We start from the raw sequence: 16,259 nt of genomic DNA, 5'->3' as shown, positions 1-16,259 counted from the left end.
GCGCAAGCACGCCGGAGCCTGCAGGCTTAACGCGGCAGGGCGGTGCCCCACTGGCGCCACTCTTTGGGTTCGCTTTCGAGCAGCAGGAAGTGTTTACCCGGTTGCGCTTTCGGTGCCAGCGGTGTTTCCGGCGGTGTAGCGAAGGCGATACCCCCGCGAATAAACTGGTTGAAAGTCCCTGTTTTCACCACGCCGCCGACCAGACCAAAGTCCAGTGAGTAGCCGGAAGCGAGCCAGAACACCGAATTATTCCGTACCAGGTGCTGATAGCGCTTACTGATCCGCATGCCGATCATCACGCGATCGGAGAGCGTTCCCAGCATCATGCCGGTCACGGTGCCAACTTCGATTCCGCGGAACAATACCGGGGTACCGATGTTGATCGAACCCGCTTCCGGCGCTTCGACAACGATATTAAGACCATCGAGGTAGCGGGAATCCGTAATGGTGGCTTCTGAAATCTCGAAGTCGCGCCGCGCGTCGCCGCGGCCAGGCTCCACATTGATATAGGGCTGCAACAAGGTATCGAGATGTTCGACACCCGCAGCGGAGATTTGCGGGGTGATCACCGAGAAGCGAGACCCGGCGCGCGCAAAGGTCTGAACATATTCCGGATACAGTACCGCGCTGGCCTGGACTTCGTTCTTATCGGTAATCAGTTGCAGGTCCTGAATCTGCCCAATATCAATTCCCAGATAACGAATAGGCATGCCCGCCGCCAGTTTTCCGGCGTCAAATGCATGTAACGTAATCTGCCCGCCGACCGCGCGAGCCGCGGTTTCCGAAGCGTAAAGCACACGTTTATCGCCTTTGCGAACGCGTGCACTGGCGCCGCTAAGGTTATCGAAACTGATAGCCCCTTTTATGGCGCGTGAGAGCGGGGCGGCCTGCACGGTGAGACCGCTACCGTTCAGTTGTACTTTCGCGCCGCCTTCAGCCCAGAAAACGCTATTGCTGGTCAGCAAGTTGCGGTATTCCGGTTTGATATGCAGCTCAATATCAAAAGCATTGGCGCGCGGCCGCACGGTAATCACTTCACCGACTTCAAACTTGCGGTACAGCACCACCGAACCGGCCTGCACGTCTGGCAGTGTGTCTGCGGTCAGCGTCAGCGTGGTGGTTGGCAGGTCGCTCAGGCTATTTTCGAGGGCCTTATCAAGATTGGCGAACAGAGGGTAGCTGTTTTTCATCTCGCCTTTGGCGCCTGGCAGAATGCGGATGCCGCCGCTGAGCCACTCGTTAGCACTGGCGGCGAGGAACTCAACGCCATCCAGCCCCACTTTGACATCAACACGACTGTTGACGACGAACTTACTGTCGCCGTGCACTAAATCGCGATACTGCGGATCAATCGCGACGGCAAACGTAACGCCCTGGTTCGTCAGGTTGCGCTCCAGCACCTGGCCGACCTGTACACCGTGGAGCACCAGCGGTTGCCCGGCGTCAATACCATAACTTTCCGGTGCGGTGAGCGTCAGGGTTACAACGCCGGGTTCCTGCAACAGGTTTTTATCTGCCGGCAGGACAACAAACTGATTACGCGGTTGACCTTCACCCGGCACCAGTTCCAGCGTGCTACCGGTCAGCAGGGAACTGAGATTGGTATTACTCAGGGAGATTTTTGGATTGTGCATTTCGATGCGCGTGTTATCGCGCAACAGGTTCACCACACTCGGATCAACCGTTAACTCGCCGCTGACAGCGCCGCCAGGGTTGAGATCGATTTTAGTCAGTTGACCCACTTCCAGCCCTTGATACATCAGCGGTGTGGAACCGGCTTTTAATCCCTGACCGCCAGGCAAATCAAGTTTCACCAGCACGCCGCGCTGGCTATGCGCCAGGTCTTCGTATAAGCCATATTCGTCGTCCTGGGCGGCGGGTTGCGAGGCTTCGGGGGAGTCGAACGCGATGGCACCGTTGACCAGTGCGGCCAGGCTTTCAAGTTCGACTTTGGCACCGCTCAAGCCGACATCGGCTTTCACACCGGAAACGTTCCAGAAACGACTGCCTTTTTTCACCAGGTTGGTAAAACGGCGTTCAATCAGCACATCAATGGTCACGCCCTGTTTATTGGTGTTGATCGAATAGTCGTACACCCGACCGACCGGGATTTTACGGAAATAGACCAGCGAGCCGCTGTTAAGCGCGCCTAAGTCCGGAGCATGCAGGTGGATCATTAATTCGCCGTTGTTCAGGCGATATTTCGGTTGCGTATCCAGCGCGGTGAAGTGCTCCTGCGGTTCGCCTTTGCCTGGCATCATGCCAATATAGTTACCGCCCACCAGCGCATCGAGCCCTGAAACGCCCGCCAGCGACGCTTTCGGTGTAACCAGCCAGAACTGCGTTTCACTGCGCAGTGCATCTTTCATATTGGATTTGATGCTGGCGCGGACTTCGATTTTTTTCAGATCTTCACTCAGGCGAATGTCCTGCACCGTGCCAACTTCAACGCCCTGATAGCGAACAGGGGTGCGCCCTGCAACAATGCCATCGGCGGACATAAAATCAATCGTGATGGTGTTGCCACGATCTTCATAACTGCTCCAGATAAGCCAGCCCGCAATGAGCAGGGCGATGACCGGGAGCAACCAGAAAGGCGAAATGCGCCGTTTTGTTTTAATACGCGCTTCAGTCGGCGAAGCGGGGGTTTCCTGACTCATGTGCATCCCAAAGTAAGCGGCTGTCCAGCCATTCCACAGCAAGAATAGTCAAAATTACCGCCGCACCGAAATAAAACGCAGCGGGTCCCATAGTAAAAGCGAGGAGTTGGTCGCGGTTAATCAGTGACATCATTAGTGAAATGACAAACAGATCGAGCATCGACCAACGCCCAATCCAGGTCACAAAGCGCAAAAGTAAAATACGAGTGCGTAACCCCTGTTCAAATTTGAAATGGATGCTAAGAAGCAGTGTAAACAGCACGATCACTTTGGTAAACGGCACCAGAATACTGGCGATAAACACCACACCTGCCACGGCAACATTGCTGTGCGCCAGCGAAATAATCCCCGACATAATCGTATCTTCTTGTCGTGTGCCGTTGACGTAAATAACGGAGATCGGCAGCAGATTCGCCGGGAACAGAAAGATCAACGAGGCGATAAGTGACGCCCAACATTTCTGCAAACTCTGTTTACGGCGATGCGTTAACGGAATGTGGCAGCGTGGACAGCGACCGCGAACGTCGGGAAAACCGGTAAAATGGCAGCCCAGACAGACCTGCAATTTGGCATCGGGGCGTTTCGCCGGACGTTGCGGATAAAAGCGCTCCCACAGCTGTTCAACGTTCAAATGGATGAGCGTCATTACGCTTAAAATCACGAGCGCACCAAACGCAAATAACCCGATACCTGGCTGTAGGTAGGCGTAGTCCTGCACTTTTATAGAGGCAACGCCAACGCCAACCAGATAGATATCCAGCATCACCCACTCTTTCAGTTTTTCCAGCATTAACAACACGGGGCGCAGATTCATGCCGAGGATGTTGCCAAGCCATAAATAGGCGATAGCCGTAACCAGCACCAGCGGCGCGCCAACGGTGCAAAACAGCACCATCGCGCCGGTAATGGGCGAGCCTTGCGCGGTCATTTGCCAGATGCCTTGCAACAAATTGGCGTCAATGCGCACACCGAGCAAATAGAGATGCAGCAGCGGCTCACCCCAGGCGAAGGGCATCAAGAGGATCATGGTCACCGCCATCGCACCGAGGCGCGTTAAGGACCAGTCCCGTCCGTCACGAACTTTGGCATCACAACCAGGACAAAATGCGCTTTGGTGCGATTTCATAACCGGTAACGCAAAAAGCGTATCGCACTGGGGACAGCGCTGGTAATGTGCGCGTGGCAGCGCTTCGCCCACGCGATGAACGGCGATTTTTTTCCCCGGCGTAATTTGTTGTATCTTTAGTGCCATTACGGGTATCAGAAAATGTTTAGATGGATCTATCTTAACTCATGAATGGAACATCTTGAGCATCAACGCATTTAATGCTTATTTTAATAGGCTAAGCAGTTTTTCGAAGTAAGACACCAAAATGGTTGGACAATGAACAAAACAGAATTTTACGCGGACTTAAACCGCGATTTTCAGGCGTTAATGGCAGGTGAAACCAGTTTTTTAGCGACGCTCGCGAATACCAGCGCGCTGTTGTTTGAACGCCTTGATGGGGTGAACTGGGCGGGGTTTTATCTTCTGGAAGCGGATACGCTGGTATTAGGGCCGTTCCAGGGCAAAATTGCCTGTGTGCGCATTCCGGTTGGGCGTGGGGTTTGTGGCGCTGCAGTCGCGCAAAACCGCGTACAGCGTGTAGAAGATGTGCATCAGTTTGATGGACATATCGCCTGCGATGCGGCAAGTAATTCTGAAATCGTACTGCCGGTAACGGTAAATAATCAGATGATTGGCGTGCTGGATATCGACAGCGTCGTCTATTCTCGCTTCACCGCCGAGGATGAACAAGGGCTGCGCGAGCTGGTTTCGCATCTTGAAAACGTTCTTGCGGCGACCGATTATCAAAAAATCTTTGCAACCGTCGCAGGATAATCAACGGATAACGTAGCATTTACCGATAGCGTCATTATAATGACGCCTGTTCATGCCTGCGCTTGTTGGCAACGTCCGTTGTAATCAGGAAATTTCATGGAAAATCAACCTAAGTTGAATAGCAGTAAAGAAGTTATCGCTTTTTTGGCCGAACGTTTCCCTCACTGTTTCAGTGCTGAAGGCGAAGCACGCCCCCTGAAAATCGGTATTTTTCAGGATCTCGTCGAGCGTGTTGAGGGTGAGATGAATCTCAGCAAAACCCAACTTCGTTCCGCTTTACGTCTTTATACTTCAAGCTGGCGTTACCTGTACGGTATCAAAGCTGGCGCGGCGCGTGTGGATCTCGATGGCAACGCTTGTGGCGTGCTGGATGAGCAACACGTAGAACATGCCCGCAAACAGCTTGAAGAAGCCAAAGCGCGCGTTCAGGCACAACGTGCTGAACAGCAAGCTAAAAAACGAGAAGCCGCTGCTGCCGCAGGTCAAGAAGAGGCGCCGCGCCGTGAGCGTAAAGCCCGCCCGGCTCCGCGTCGTAAAGAGGGTGCTGAACGCAAACCTCGTACTGACAAACCTGTTGCGAAAACCCAGCGTGCACCTCAGCAGGAAGAGCGCCATACGCCAGTTTCAGATTTATCTGTACTAAGCGTTGGTCAAAACCTGAAGGTGAAAGCAGGGAACAATGCGATGGACGCCACGGTGCTGGAAATCACGAAAGATGGCGTTCGCGTACAGCTTAGCTCGGGTATGTCGATGATTGTACGCGCAGAACATTTAATGTTCTGAAACGGAGGCCTGGCCTGGCATGAACACTTTGTTTAAGCGCACAGCATTGGCTGGTCTGTTATTCGTAACAGGTCACGCTCTGGCTGTGGAAGATATTACCCGTGCCGATCAAATTCCGGTATTAAAGGAAGAGACACAGCACGCGACGGTGAGCGAACGCGTAACCTCGCGTTTTACCCGCTCTCACTACCGTCAGTTTGATTTAGACGCCGCTTTTTCGGCGAAGATTTTCAATCGCTATCTCAATCTGCTCGACTATAGCCACAATGTGCTGTTGGCGAGTGATGTCGAACAGTTCTCCCGGAAAAAAGGCCTGATTGGCGACGAGCTACGCACTGGTAAACTGGACGTATTTTACGACTTGTACAACCTTGCGCAGAAGCGTCGTTTTGAGCGCTACCAGTACGCGCTGAAAGTGCTTGAGCGTCCGATGGATTTTTCCGGTAATGACACCTTTAATCTCGACCGTAGCAAAGCGCCATGGCCGAAAGATGAAGCGGAACTGAACGCGCTCTGGGACAGCAAAGTTAAGTATGATGAGCTTAGTCTGAAGCTGACCGGGAAAGACGAGAAAGAGATCCGCGAAACGCTGACGCGTCGCTATAAGTTTGCGATTCGTCGTTTAGCGCAAACCAATAGCGAAGACGTATTTTCGTTAGCCATGACCTCTTTTGCGCGTGAAATCGACCCGCACACCAACTACCTCTCTCCGCGTAATACCGAACAATTTAATACCGAGATGAGCCTGTCTCTTGAGGGGATTGGCGCGGTGTTGCAGGGAGATGACGATTATACCGTGATCAACTCTATGGTCGCGGGTGGCCCGGCAGCGAAAAGCAAAGCCATCAGCGTTGGCGATCGTATCGTTGGCGTAGGGCAAACCGGGCAGAACATGGTCGATGTTATCGGCTGGCGTCTTGACGATGTGGTTGCGCTGATTAAAGGACCAAAAGGCAGTAAAGTGCGCCTCGAAATCCTGCCGGCGGGTAAGGGCACCAAAACGCGCATTGTTACACTGACGCGTGAACGGATTCGCCTTGAAGACCGCGCTGTGAAAATGTCAGTGAAGAGCGTGGGTAAAGAAAAAGTTGGCGTTCTCGACATCCCTGGCTTCTACGTTGGTCTGACTGACGATGTCAAAGTCCAGTTGCAAAAACTTGAAAAACAAAACGTTAGCAGCGTGGTTATCGACCTGCGTACTAACGGCGGCGGCGCGCTGACGGAAGCGGTATCGCTCTCCGGTCTGTTTATTCCGTCCGGCCCGGTGGTACAGGTACGTGATAACAACGGTAAAGTGCGTGAAGACAGCGATACCGATGGCGTGGTCTATTATAAAGGCCCGCTGGTGGTGCTGGTTGACCGCTTTAGCGCCTCTGCATCAGAAATCTTTGCCGCAGCGATGCAGGACTATGGTCGTGCGCTGATCGTTGGCGAACCGACGTTCGGTAAAGGCACTGTTCAGCAATATCGCTCGCTCAACCGTATTTACGATCAGATGCTTCGTCCTGAGTGGCCCGCGCTGGGATCGGTACAGTACACCATCCAGAAATTCTATCGTGTTAACGGTGGGAGCACGCAGCGCAAAGGCGTAACGCCGGACATTATTATGCCGACGGGAACGCAGGTTACTGAAACGGGTGAAAAATTTGAAGACAACGCATTGCCGTGGGACAGCATCAACGCGGCTACGTTCGTGAAGTCTGGCGATTTAAAACCGTTTGGCGCGGAGTTGCTCAAAGATCATGAGGAACGGATCGCTAAAGATCCTGAGTTCCAGTACATCATGAAGGACATTGCGCGTTTCGATGCGTTGAAAGATAAACGTAATATCGTTTCTCTTAACCTGGCGCAGCGTGAGAAAGAGAATGCAGAAGATGATGCCATTCGTCTCTCTCGTCTCAACGATCGCTTCAAACGCGAAGGCAAGCCGCTACTGAAAAAACTGGATGATTTGCCAAAGGATTATCAGGAGCCCGATCCGTATCTCGATGAAACGGTTCATATTGCCCTGGATCTCGCGCATCTGGAAAAAGATCAACCAGCGGAACAACCCGCTCCCGCGAAGTAAAATAAAACAGGCACAAGAAATTGTGCCTGTTTTTTTGTCTATAGAAAACCCCCAGCTAGGCTGGGGGTTCCGGAAAGCTTTCAGCTTTAAGCCAGTTATTAAAACCCCTTTTGATTTGTTAAAACACCTTGCGGTCTGGCAACTGCAAGAGTTCAACAAGAAATCAAAAGGAGGTCCCGATGGGGGACGAAAAGAGCTTAGCGCACACCCGATGGAACTGTAAATATCACATAGTTTTTGCGCCGAAATACCGAAGACAGGCGTTCTACGGAGAGAAACGTCTGGCGATAGGCAGCATTTTAAGAAAGCTGTGTGAGTGGAAAAACGTACGGATCCTGGAAGCTGAATGCTGTGTGGATCATATCCATATGCTTGTGGAAATCCCGCCCAAAATGAGCGTATCCGGCTTTATGGGATATCTGAAAGGGAAAAGCAGTCTGATGCTTTATGGGCAGTCTGGAGATCTGAAATTCAAACACAGGAACAGGGAGTTCTGGTGTCGGGGATACTACGTGGATACGGTAGGGAAGAATACAGCGAAGATACAGGAATACATAAAGCACCAGCTTGAAGAGGATAAAATGGGTGAGCAGTTGTCGATCCCTTATCCGGGCAGCCCGTTTACGGGCCGTAAGTAAGGAAGTTTGATGCAAATGTCAGATCGTATGCGCCTGTTAGGGCGCGGCTGGTAACAGAGCCTTACAGGCGCATCTGAAAAACCTCCGGCTATGCCGGAGGATATTTATTAACAACTCTTCTCTGGCGTAAGCAACATACTACAAAATGTAAAGTTGTGTTTTTCTCGTGACTTACGCCGCTCTGATGCTTGAAAATACCCGCTATGCCCATACGATGTGGGTAATCGCATAGTGCGTTTTGTTAAGTCGAGGTTAAAAGAAAATTATGATGCGAATCGCGCTCTTCCTGTTGACTAACCTGGCCGTCATGTTGGTGTTCGGCCTGGTACTTAGCCTGACGGGCATTCAGTCGAGCAGCGTTCAGGGCTTGTTAATTATGGCGCTGCTGTTTGGTTTTGGCGGTTCGTTCATTTCGCTGTTGATGTCGAAATGGATGGCGCTGAAATCTGTTGGTGGTGAAGTGATTGAACAGCCACGTAACGATATGGAGCGCTGGCTGATGGACACCGTTGCTCAGCAGTCCCGCCAGGCGGGTATCGCGATGCCGCAGGTAGCTATTTACCATGCTCCGGATATTAATGCTTTCGCAACCGGTGCGCGCCGTGATGCTTCGCTGGTTGCTGTCAGCACCGGCCTGCTGCAAAACATGAGCCGTGATGAGGCCGAAGCCGTTATCGCCCATGAAATTAGCCACATTGCGAATGGCGACATGGTCACCATGACGCTGATTCAGGGTATCGTGAACACCTTTGTTATCTTCATTTCACGTATCATTGCGCAGATTGCGTCAGGTTTCCTCAGTGGCAACCGCGATGATGGCGAAGAAACTAACGGTAACCCGCTGATCTACTTCGCTGTTGCAACTGTGCTGGAGCTGGTGTTTGGTATTCTGGCGAGCATTATCACCATGTGGTTCTCGCGTTACCGCGAATTCCATGCCGATGCCGGGTCTGCAAAATTGGTGGGTCGTGAGAAGATGATTGCTGCGCTCCAGCGTTTGAAAACCAGCTATGAACCACAGGAAGCAAGCAGCATGATGGCTTTCTGTATCAATGGTAAGTCAAAATCGCTGAGCGAATTGTTCATGACTCACCCGCCGCTGGACAAACGTATTGAAGCATTGCGTTCTGGCGAATATATGAAATAACAGCTCATCTGGAATCAAAAAACGCGTCGAATGACGCGTTTTTTATTGCCAATTGAAAACCACGTTCTGTAGACGTGGTAAGCAACAGGTTTTGGTGTTGCCATACTGCCTCTGGATTTAAAGCCAACAGAACGTGCAGGGGTAATTCCTGCGGCACCATTCTATGGCTTGCTATACCAAGCGATTTTTTACTCACTGGCGCGCGGCTGTGTGATCCGTAAGCTGCTGATTATGGCGGCAACCGTGGCGAGCGTTCCTGCCAGCAGCAACGAGGTATGCGTCCCGTGCGTTTCAAAAAGATTAAACATCAACGCTACCAGTGCAGCACCGGAGCTTTGTCCCAGCAGACGCGCCGTACCCAGCATGCCACTGGCACCGCCGCTGCGCTGGCGTGGTGCGGCAGTGATAATCGTGTGGTTGTTGGGTGACTGAAACAGACCGAAACCTGCACCGCATAACGCCATTCGCCAGATGATATCGATATCTGCCGGTGCTGATGGAAGCAGCGCTAGCGCAAATAACCCGCCCGCCATCATGACCATTCCCAACCCACCCAGAAGCCCGGCATGAACGCGCTCAATTAGATAGCCTGCCAGCGGAGCCATTACCATTGTCGCCAGCGGCCAGGGCGTTAACAGCAAACCCGTTTGCACTTCACTGCGCCCAAGTACCGTCTGCAAAAAGAAGGGCAGGGAAACCAGTGCCAGCATCTGCGCGCAAAATGAACACACCGAGGTACCAATCGACAGCGAGAAAAGCGGGATCCGCAGCAAATCTACAGGTAATAAAGGCACGGGTAATTTCAACTGCCGGCGAACAAAAAGAGAGCCAATCAGCAACAATGCGACCAATTCCACCAACACTAACGTCGTGGATTGCCCCTGAGCGAAGCTGCTAAGGGCTGTGATTAGCAGACCAAATGTCAGTGCATTCATCACCGCGCTGGGCAGGTCGAATTTGGGTTTTGCACTGCGTGTCGCATTGGGCGGCAAAAATTTTATCGCCAACAGCAAGGCGAGAATACCCAGAGGCATATTTATCAGGAATAACCATTGCCACGAGGCAACAGAAAGAATGGCCGCTGCAATGGTCGGTCCTGCTGCGGACGAGACGGCGACAACGAATGAGTTAATGCCCATGCCGCGCCCCAGGCTTCGATGGGGATAAATCAGCCGAATGAGTGCAGTATTAACGCTCATTAGCGCTGCACCGCCAAAGCCCTGCGCAACGCGCGCCAAAGTTAAGGTCAATAAGGAGTCGGAAAGCGCGCAAAGCAACGAGGTAAGTGTAAAAAGCACCAGGCCGCATTGATAAACCCGGCGATAACCAAACATATCGCCAAGGAATGAAAGGGTCAGTAGTGAAACGACAATTGCAATTTGATAGGCATTAACAATCCAGATTGAACTGGCAGCGGAAGCATCCAGATCCCTTGCTATGGTCGGTAGCGCAACGTTAGCAATTGCGCCGTCCAGCACGGCCATGGCGATGCCAATGATAATTGTCAGAATTGCGCCGTAACGCTGCGGAATGGGAAGACCATCAAGGGAAGATTTATCCATGGAAATTTCAGGGCTAATGTCACAAAGTTATTTGTATAATGATTCTATCATTAGCATTCCGGTTTTATGTCGCAGATTTGTAACGAAGTTGACAAACGCGCATTGCGGTGACCGGATGACGAATTTATAATAAAAACCGATTCTGAATTTTATAAAACACAGGCGATGAGGTGATTAATGGCAATCGCAGATTTGGACAAGCAGCCAGATTCTGTCTCTTCTGTATTGAAGGTATTTGGCATTCTGCAGGCGCTCGGAGAAGAGCGTGAAATCGGCATCACCGAGCTTTCGCAGCGTGTGATGATGTCGAAAAGCACCGTTTATCGCTTTTTGCAAACCATGAAATCGCTAGGTTATGTCGCGCAGGAAGGGGAGTCTGAAAAATACTCCCTGACGCTGAAGCTTTTTGAGCTTGGCGCGCGCGCATTGCAAAACGTTGATTTGATCCGCAGCGCGGATATCCAAATGCGTGAGCTTTCTCGTCTGACGAAAGAGACCATCCACCTGGGCGCGCTGGATGAAGATAGCATCGTCTACATCCATAAAATTGATTCAATGTACAATCTGCGTATGTATTCGCGTATTGGTCGTCGTAACCCGCTTTACAGTACCGCGATTGGTAAAGTCCTGCTGGCATGGCGCGATCGTGAAGAAGTGAAGCAGATTCTTGAAGGTGTTGAGTATAAGCGCAGCACTGAGCGTACTATCACCAGTACCGAAGATCTGTTGCCGATGCTGGATATTGTGCGTCAGCAGGGTTATGGCGAAGACAACGAAGAGCAGGAAGAGGGCTTACGCTGTATTGGCGTACCGGTGTTTGACCGTTTCGGTGTTGTGATTGCTGGTTTAAGTATTTCTTTCCCGACATTGCGCTTTTCAGAAGAACGTCTGCATGAGTACGTTGAAATGTTGCACAATGCCGCGCGGAAAATTTCCGAACAGATGGGTTATAACGACTATCCGTTCTGAATGAAGACAAAAAAGCCGCCTGAAAAGGCGGCTTTTTCTTGTGCTAACGGTTAGCCATTATCGACTACGGTATCGCTTTTACGCAACAGCGGGCAGTTTGCCAGACCAAAAAAACCATTACTGGAATGCACATATTGTGCGGTGCTGGTGCCTCGTGCAGTAGCATATTTACATTGCAAACCCAGCCCAGCCGCGTTTTCCGTACTGTTAATCAGTACCCCGTAACCGCTCAGCAAGAGCCCAATCCACAGCAGCGCCAGAAGGATAACGCTTCGTATGAGTGTACGCATATTTGCTCCTTGCATATCGGTAGACTGTATCACAAGGCTACGGTATTTACCTGGTGAAACAAGTCCAGCATTCCTAAAAATACCGAAAGGAGATACAGTTAGTCGCGGTTTAAGGAAGCCATGATAACCTGGTTACACCTTGCAACGTATCGGAGAGTGGAGTGAGAAAATATAGATGGCTGATTCTGGCTGCCGTATTGGTGGTCTGCCTGCTACTCTGGACTCAAATGCTTAACGTAATGTGTGATCAAGATGTACAATTCTTCAGCGGCATCTGCGTCATCAATAAATTCATCCCCTGGTAATGGCATTTTTTCAGTGAGAGATTTCCTTCCTTGACGTCAGTGGTAGAATGCCGCGTCTATATAGAGGTGGTGAAATGAACGAAGTATTAAATTCAGGCGCGATCAACCTTGCGTCCATAGTCCTTTCTTTGGTGGTTCTCCTTGTCGGTCTGGTTTTGTGGTTCTTTATCAATCGCGCCAGTTCACGTACAAATGAACAAATCGAGTTACTCGAAGCTCTGCTGGATCAGCAAAAACGACAAAATGCTTTGCTGCGCCGGTTGTGCGAGTCAAATGAACCTGAAAAGGACGAAGCGGTTGAGCCGGTAAAAGCGCAAGAAAAAGGTGATGATGATTTCATTCGCCTGGTCGCCGAGCGCTAGTTTGCCTGGGAGTGCGAGATGGTGTGGAAAAACCCCTGGTATGATCCTGCAATCTCGCACCACACGCCGGAAGGTTTTAACAACACGGCATCTGCCGCCCATCAACCCGGAGATGTTAAGCGCTGGCGAAAAGAGCGCAAAGCCGCCGGGCTTCCCAGACCACCATCCAGCGGTTACCCAGCATTTATCGAACAGTGGTGGCAAAAAGCCGATATTGTTGGTGAGGATGATGGCCTCTGGTGGTTAGGCCATGCCAGTATGCTCTTGCGCCTGCAGAGCCAATATCTGCTCACAGATCCCGTCTTTTCTCGTCGTGCTTCGCCTGTAAGTTTTGCTGGGCCACAACGTCGGACACCGCCAGCGCTCGCGATTGCCGACATTCCGCAACTGGACGCAATTCTTATTTCTCACAACCACTACGATCACCTCGATGCTTGGACGGTGCGTGCGCTGCTGCGTCGCTTTCCGGATGTGCATTTCTTTGTACCTTTGAGGGTGGGCAATTGGCTTCGCCGCCGCGGTGCGCAGTATGTTACTGAGTTAGACTGGTGGCAAAGTTTTACCTTTCAGGGAATGACCTACACCGCGGTGCCTGCACAACATTGGAGCATGCGCACATTATGGGATCGCAATCGCTCATTGTGGTGCGGCTGGGTTATTGAATCATCAACACAGCGTTTTTGGTTTGCCGGTGATACAGGTTACACGCCAGAATTACTCACCATTCCTCAACGGTTAGGTCAACTGGATACTATCGCGTTGCCAATTGGCGCTTATGCGCCACGCTGGTTTATGGCGATGAACCATATGGATCCGCAAAGCGCTGTTGCGTTGTGGCAACAGCTCGGAGCACCACTTGCTGTTCCCATTCATTGGGGCGTTTTTGAGCTGGCGGACGAATCGCTTGATGAACCTGTAAAAGAGTTACAGGGGGCGCTAAGCGAAACGGCTGCAGAGAATGATAACTTTCGGATCTTAAAAATTGGCCAGTATTTGCCCCTTAGTTAATTCAGACCTCCTGCCAAAAAGATGAGTTCTTTTATAATCATGTTGTTTTATTTTTATCGAAACGTTTTCTTTGCCTTTTTATGAGGCAGTGTCATCATAATTTCATTATTTTGGTGCACAACTTTGCTTATTTGCACAAGAAATATCCATAGCGGTTTGAGGTAATAGTTTCTCCGACGCATATATTTGTTTAAGAATCTTCCTAGACTATGAAAAAAGCATAAGTATGCGCAAAAAGTTCTTACGATATACGCTATATGCATAGCGAGGAGGTAACTGCCGTGGAGCAACGGAACTTATTGAGCTATAGTGATAAATTCGCTTCTTTGGGTATTGCTTTTGGTGTTCAGAGCGGCTGTTATAGCGTTCAATGTTATGCATAATCGTGCACAACAAGTCTTGATGACGATAGAATTTGTGCGACGGATCCAGACATGTTTAAAAATGGCTTGCCATAATTTACGTATTATGTGATAACACGTTTTGGGTCAATCGAGGTACAGTTCTGTTTATGTGTGGCATTTTCAGTAAAGAAGTCCTGAGTAAACACGTTTCGTTGAATACAGCTTCTCTGCCGAACCTTATATTAGTGCCTCAAGCAGTAATGTCTCAGTTTTCTCAGTCAATGCCTGCGGGCGAAGTATATACATTAAGGAATTTTGCAAATGGCAAAGATTAAAGGTCAAGTTAAGTGGTTCAACGAGTCTAAAGGTTTTGGTTTCATTACTCCGGCTGATGGCAGCAAAGATGTATTCGTACACTTCTCTGCAATCCAGGGTAACGGCTTCAAAACTCTGGCCGAAGGCCAGAACGTTGAGTTTGAAATTCAGGACGGCCAGAAAGGCCCGGCTGCAGTTAACGTAACTGCTATCTGATTTCGACACCCCTGAGCTTGAAGCGCATGTTGCGCATCAATGTCAGACATAAAGCCTCGCCATAGTGCGGGGCTTTTTAATTTCCACGGCATAACAAATGGCGGTACACTTTCGCCCTTTAAGAACGCCCCGGAGTTTTTATGGCTTTCAGTTGTCCGCTCTGCCACGCACCTTTGCACCGTCGAGATAAATCCTTCTTTTGCGCGCAGCGGCATCAGTTTGATATTGCGAAAGAGGGTTATGTCAATCTCTTGCCCGTTCAGCATAAACGCTCAATAGATCCTGGCGACAGTGCGGAGATGATGCAAGCGCGCCGCGCTTTTCTCGATGCGGGGCATTATCAGCCATTGCGTGATGCAATTAGTGACATTTTGCATGCGCGGCTACCGCCGTTGGCCGATGCGGTGCTGGATATTGGCTGTGGGGAAGGGTATTACACCCAGGCATTCGCCGCGATTGCACAGCAACATGGTGCACAAATGCTAGGACTGGATGTTTCAAAAGCGGCTATCCGTGCGGCGGCGAAGCGCTATTCGGCGATCATGTTCTGTGTTGCATCCAGCCATCGCTTACCTTTTGAAGATGGCTGCATTGACGGTCTGGTGCGTATCTATGCACCCTGCAAAGCGCAAGAACTGGCGCGCGTAATGAAACCAGAAGGTATTGTCATCACCGCATCGCCAGGACCGCGACACCTGATGGAATTAAAGGGGCTTATTTATGATGAGGTGCATCTGCATGCGGAAAATAGCGGCGAAATCGCAGGGTTCAGACTGCTGGAACAGCAATCTCTCTCTTATGAGATGACATTGACGGGCCAGCAAGCCGTTGCGTTATTGCAAATGACGCCTTTTGCCTGGCGGGCAAAACCGGAAGTGTGGGAAAAGTTAGCGGCAATGGAGCAATTCCACTGCCAGACTGATTTTACAATTCACTGCTTACAGCGGGAAAGCTAAGCGGCAAAGTGGCTCCACAAGATCTGCGCGCCAATACCAATCAGCACAATTCCACCGAGAATTTCGGCTCGCTTTCCAAGAAGCGGGCCAATAAAACGGCCAATCATCATCCCTGTTGTCGACATAATCAGCGTGGCACAACCAATCGCCAGCGCAGTTGCGAGAATATTGACTTGCAGGAAAGCGAGGCCAACGCCAACGGCCATCGCGTCGAGGCTGGTAGCAATTGCGGTGGTCACCAGCAACCAGAACCCATGGCGATGCGGTGTTTCCGCTTCACTGTTGTCATCGCCGCGTATTCCCTCAAGCACCATCCTGCCACCAAGAAATACCAGCAGCACAAAGGCTATCCAGTGATTCCATTCCAGGACAAATTTCGTGGCCAGCAAACCCAGCCCCCAGCCAATCAACGGCGTCAGGGTTTCAATCACGCCAAAGATAAGACCGGTGCGCAATGCTTCAGAAAATTTTGGTTTATGTAAGGTGGCGCCCTTACCGATAGAAGCAGCGAAAGCATCCATCGACATGCCAAAAGCGAGGAGAAGAGTGGCGGATAAATTCATGTGAGCGTCCTGACCGGGAGTTCCATATAACACATCTCTGCCCCCAGTAAACAGCAGTTGATGTGCCAATGGTCTCGCCTGACTGATGGCTTCAGTCCGTACGTGCCACGTTTTGCAACGAGTATGTTGACACGTACATTTCCAAAGGAATGGAAATCGGCTACTCCCCAACGACGGACGCACCTTAACAT

At 50.9% G+C, this 16,259-nt stretch carries 16 protein-coding genes, 1 pseudogene and 1 riboswitch; of the genes and pseudogenes, 12 read left to right on the top strand and 5 right to left on the bottom strand.

Annotated elements, in window-relative coordinates:
* Window positions 1-26: 26 nt before the first annotated feature.
* Both ACFX4U_RS05030 and yebS read right to left on the bottom strand, forming a co-directional pair.
* Window positions 27-2,660: an MlaD family protein gene (locus ACFX4U_RS05030; protein ID WP_313507675.1), complete on the bottom strand. Its 2,634-nt coding sequence runs from the start codon at window positions 2,658-2,660 to the stop codon at window positions 27-29.
* Complete coding sequence (yebS, locus tag ACFX4U_RS05025) at window positions 2,629-3,912, bottom strand: membrane integrity lipid transport subunit YebS (protein WP_313507674.1); 1,284 nt, start codon at window positions 3,910-3,912, stop codon at window positions 2,629-2,631. The genes ACFX4U_RS05030 and yebS overlap by 32 nt, the downstream gene beginning before the upstream one ends.
* 132 nt (window positions 3,913-4,044) lie before the next feature.
* Between yebS and ACFX4U_RS05020 the strand changes: the two genes are divergently transcribed.
* The 5 genes from ACFX4U_RS05020 to htpX all read left to right on the top strand — a co-directional run bounded on the left by ACFX4U_RS05020 (window position 4,045) and on the right by htpX (window position 9,178).
* The gene (locus ACFX4U_RS05020; RefSeq protein WP_305735743.1) at window positions 4,045-4,542 is read left to right on the top strand and encodes a GAF domain-containing protein; all 498 of its coding nucleotides are present in this window, start codon (window positions 4,045-4,047) and stop codon (window positions 4,540-4,542) included.
* Window positions 4,543-4,638: 96 nt separating this feature from the next.
* Entirely contained in the window at window positions 4,639-5,325 is a 687-nt protein-coding gene (gene proQ / locus ACFX4U_RS05015; protein WP_131409613.1) for an RNA chaperone ProQ, read from the top strand.
* Between the two features lie 19 nt (window positions 5,326-5,344).
* The gene (gene prc / locus ACFX4U_RS05010; protein ID WP_313507672.1) at window positions 5,345-7,393 is read left to right on the top strand and encodes a carboxy terminal-processing peptidase; all 2,049 of its coding nucleotides are present in this window, start codon (window positions 5,345-5,347) and stop codon (window positions 7,391-7,393) included.
* Window positions 7,394-7,572: 179 nt separating this feature from the next.
* A complete protein-coding gene (gene tnpA, locus ACFX4U_RS05005) occupies window positions 7,573-8,031 on the top strand; it encodes an IS200/IS605 family transposase (protein WP_349350554.1) in 459 nt (152 codons plus the stop codon).
* A 265-nt stretch (window positions 8,032-8,296) separates the two neighbouring features.
* Complete coding sequence (gene htpX, locus ACFX4U_RS05000) at window positions 8,297-9,178, top strand: protease HtpX (RefSeq protein WP_313507670.1); 882 nt, start codon at window positions 8,297-8,299, stop codon at window positions 9,176-9,178.
* 188 nt (window positions 9,179-9,366) lie between these two features.
* On the opposite strand, the gene ACFX4U_RS04995 is transcribed toward htpX, so the two are convergent.
* Complete coding sequence (locus tag ACFX4U_RS04995) at window positions 9,367-10,740, bottom strand: MFS transporter (RefSeq protein WP_313507669.1); 1,374 nt, start codon at window positions 10,738-10,740, stop codon at window positions 9,367-9,369.
* Window positions 10,741-10,917: 177 nt separating this feature from the next.
* On the opposite strand from ACFX4U_RS04995, the gene kdgR reads away from it, so the two are divergent.
* On the top strand, window positions 10,918-11,709 hold the full coding sequence (gene kdgR, locus ACFX4U_RS04990; RefSeq protein WP_017456967.1) for a DNA-binding transcriptional regulator KdgR: 792 nt from the start codon (window positions 10,918-10,920) through the stop codon (window positions 11,707-11,709).
* A gap of 50 nt (window positions 11,710-11,759) precedes the next feature.
* Here kdgR and ACFX4U_RS04985 read toward each other — a convergent pair whose 3' ends face one another.
* Window positions 11,760-11,999 carry a YobH family protein gene (locus tag ACFX4U_RS04985; RefSeq protein WP_305735747.1) on the bottom strand — a complete coding sequence of 80 codons (240 nt, stop codon included), beginning with the start codon at window positions 11,997-11,999 and terminating at the stop codon, window positions 11,760-11,762.
* A gap of 161 nt (window positions 12,000-12,160) precedes the next feature.
* Between ACFX4U_RS04985 and mgrB the strand changes: the two genes are divergently transcribed.
* The 6 genes and pseudogenes from mgrB to rlmA all read left to right on the top strand — a co-directional run bounded on the left by mgrB (window position 12,161) and on the right by rlmA (window position 15,505).
* Window positions 12,161-12,304: a PhoP/PhoQ regulator MgrB gene (mgrB, locus tag ACFX4U_RS04980; protein ID WP_017456969.1), complete on the top strand. Its 144-nt coding sequence runs from the start codon at window positions 12,161-12,163 to the stop codon at window positions 12,302-12,304.
* A gap of 74 nt (window positions 12,305-12,378) precedes the next feature.
* Complete coding sequence (locus ACFX4U_RS04975; protein ID WP_131409625.1) at window positions 12,379-12,666, top strand: YebO family protein; 288 nt, start codon at window positions 12,379-12,381, stop codon at window positions 12,664-12,666.
* Between the two features lie 18 nt (window positions 12,667-12,684).
* On the top strand, window positions 12,685-13,674 hold the full coding sequence (locus ACFX4U_RS04970) for an MBL fold metallo-hydrolase (protein WP_313507668.1): 990 nt from the start codon (window positions 12,685-12,687) through the stop codon (window positions 13,672-13,674).
* A gap of 511 nt (window positions 13,675-14,185) precedes the next feature.
* Window positions 14,186-14,327, top strand: a pseudogene (locus ACFX4U_RS04965) (DUF2627 domain-containing protein).
* Between the two features lie 12 nt (window positions 14,328-14,339).
* Window positions 14,340-14,549, top strand: coding sequence for a transcription antiterminator/RNA stability regulator CspE (cspE, locus tag ACFX4U_RS04960; RefSeq protein ID WP_001062678.1), 210 nt, complete (start codon window positions 14,340-14,342; stop codon window positions 14,547-14,549).
* A gap of 140 nt (window positions 14,550-14,689) precedes the next feature.
* Window positions 14,690-15,505 carry a 23S rRNA (guanine(745)-N(1))-methyltransferase gene (gene rlmA, locus ACFX4U_RS04955; RefSeq protein WP_313507667.1) on the top strand — a complete coding sequence of 272 codons (816 nt, stop codon included), beginning with the start codon at window positions 14,690-14,692 and terminating at the stop codon, window positions 15,503-15,505.
* Here the strand turns inward: rlmA and mntP are convergent.
* The gene (gene mntP / locus ACFX4U_RS04950) at window positions 15,502-16,068 is read right to left on the bottom strand and encodes a manganese efflux pump MntP (protein WP_313507666.1); all 567 of its coding nucleotides are present in this window, start codon (window positions 16,066-16,068) and stop codon (window positions 15,502-15,504) included. The genes rlmA and mntP overlap by 4 nt on opposite strands.
* A gap of 6 nt (window positions 16,069-16,074) precedes the next feature.
* A riboswitch (yybP-ykoY riboswitch) is annotated at window positions 16,075-16,249 on the bottom strand.
* Window positions 16,250-16,259: the final 10 nt, after the last annotated feature.

The organism is Kosakonia sp. YIM B13588, from assembly GCF_042788165.1.
GTDB classification, from domain to species: Bacteria; Pseudomonadota; Gammaproteobacteria; order Enterobacterales; family Enterobacteriaceae; genus Kosakonia; species Kosakonia sacchari.
Note: the sequence above shows the minus strand (reverse complement) of the source record. Positions and strands in the feature narration are given on the sequence as shown.

Excerpts from the sequence above, each read along its gene's own strand:
- yebS (WP_313507674.1), bottom strand. The coding sequence starts at position 3,912 with ATGGCACTAAAGATACAACAAATTACGCCGGGGAAAAAAATCGCCGTT.
- ACFX4U_RS05020 (WP_305735743.1), top strand. The coding sequence starts at position 4,045 with ATGAACAAAACAGAATTTTACGCGGACTTAAACCGCGATTTTCAGGCG.
- proQ (WP_131409613.1), top strand. The coding sequence starts at position 4,639 with ATGGAAAATCAACCTAAGTTGAATAGCAGTAAAGAAGTTATCGCTTTT.
- htpX (WP_313507670.1), top strand. The coding sequence starts at position 8,297 with ATGATGCGAATCGCGCTCTTCCTGTTGACTAACCTGGCCGTCATGTTG.
- rlmA (WP_313507667.1), top strand. The coding sequence starts at position 14,690 with ATGGCTTTCAGTTGTCCGCTCTGCCACGCACCTTTGCACCGTCGAGAT.
- cspE (WP_001062678.1), top strand. The coding sequence starts at position 14,340 with ATGGCAAAGATTAAAGGTCAAGTTAAGTGGTTCAACGAGTCTAAAGGT.
- tnpA (WP_349350554.1), top strand. The coding sequence starts at position 7,573 with ATGGGGGACGAAAAGAGCTTAGCGCACACCCGATGGAACTGTAAATAT.
- ACFX4U_RS05030 (WP_313507675.1), bottom strand. The coding sequence starts at position 2,660 with ATGAGTCAGGAAACCCCCGCTTCGCCGACTGAAGCGCGTATTAAAACA.
- ACFX4U_RS04985 (WP_305735747.1), bottom strand. The coding sequence starts at position 11,999 with ATGCGTACACTCATACGAAGCGTTATCCTTCTGGCGCTGCTGTGGATT.
- ACFX4U_RS04970 (WP_313507668.1), top strand. The coding sequence starts at position 12,685 with ATGGTGTGGAAAAACCCCTGGTATGATCCTGCAATCTCGCACCACACG.
- mntP (WP_313507666.1), bottom strand. The coding sequence starts at position 16,068 with ATGAATTTATCCGCCACTCTTCTCCTCGCTTTTGGCATGTCGATGGAT.
- prc (WP_313507672.1), top strand. The coding sequence starts at position 5,345 with ATGAACACTTTGTTTAAGCGCACAGCATTGGCTGGTCTGTTATTCGTA.
- kdgR (WP_017456967.1), top strand. The coding sequence starts at position 10,918 with ATGGCAATCGCAGATTTGGACAAGCAGCCAGATTCTGTCTCTTCTGTA.
- ACFX4U_RS04995 (WP_313507669.1), bottom strand. The coding sequence starts at position 10,740 with ATGGATAAATCTTCCCTTGATGGTCTTCCCATTCCGCAGCGTTACGGC.
- ACFX4U_RS04975 (WP_131409625.1), top strand. The coding sequence starts at position 12,379 with ATGAACGAAGTATTAAATTCAGGCGCGATCAACCTTGCGTCCATAGTC.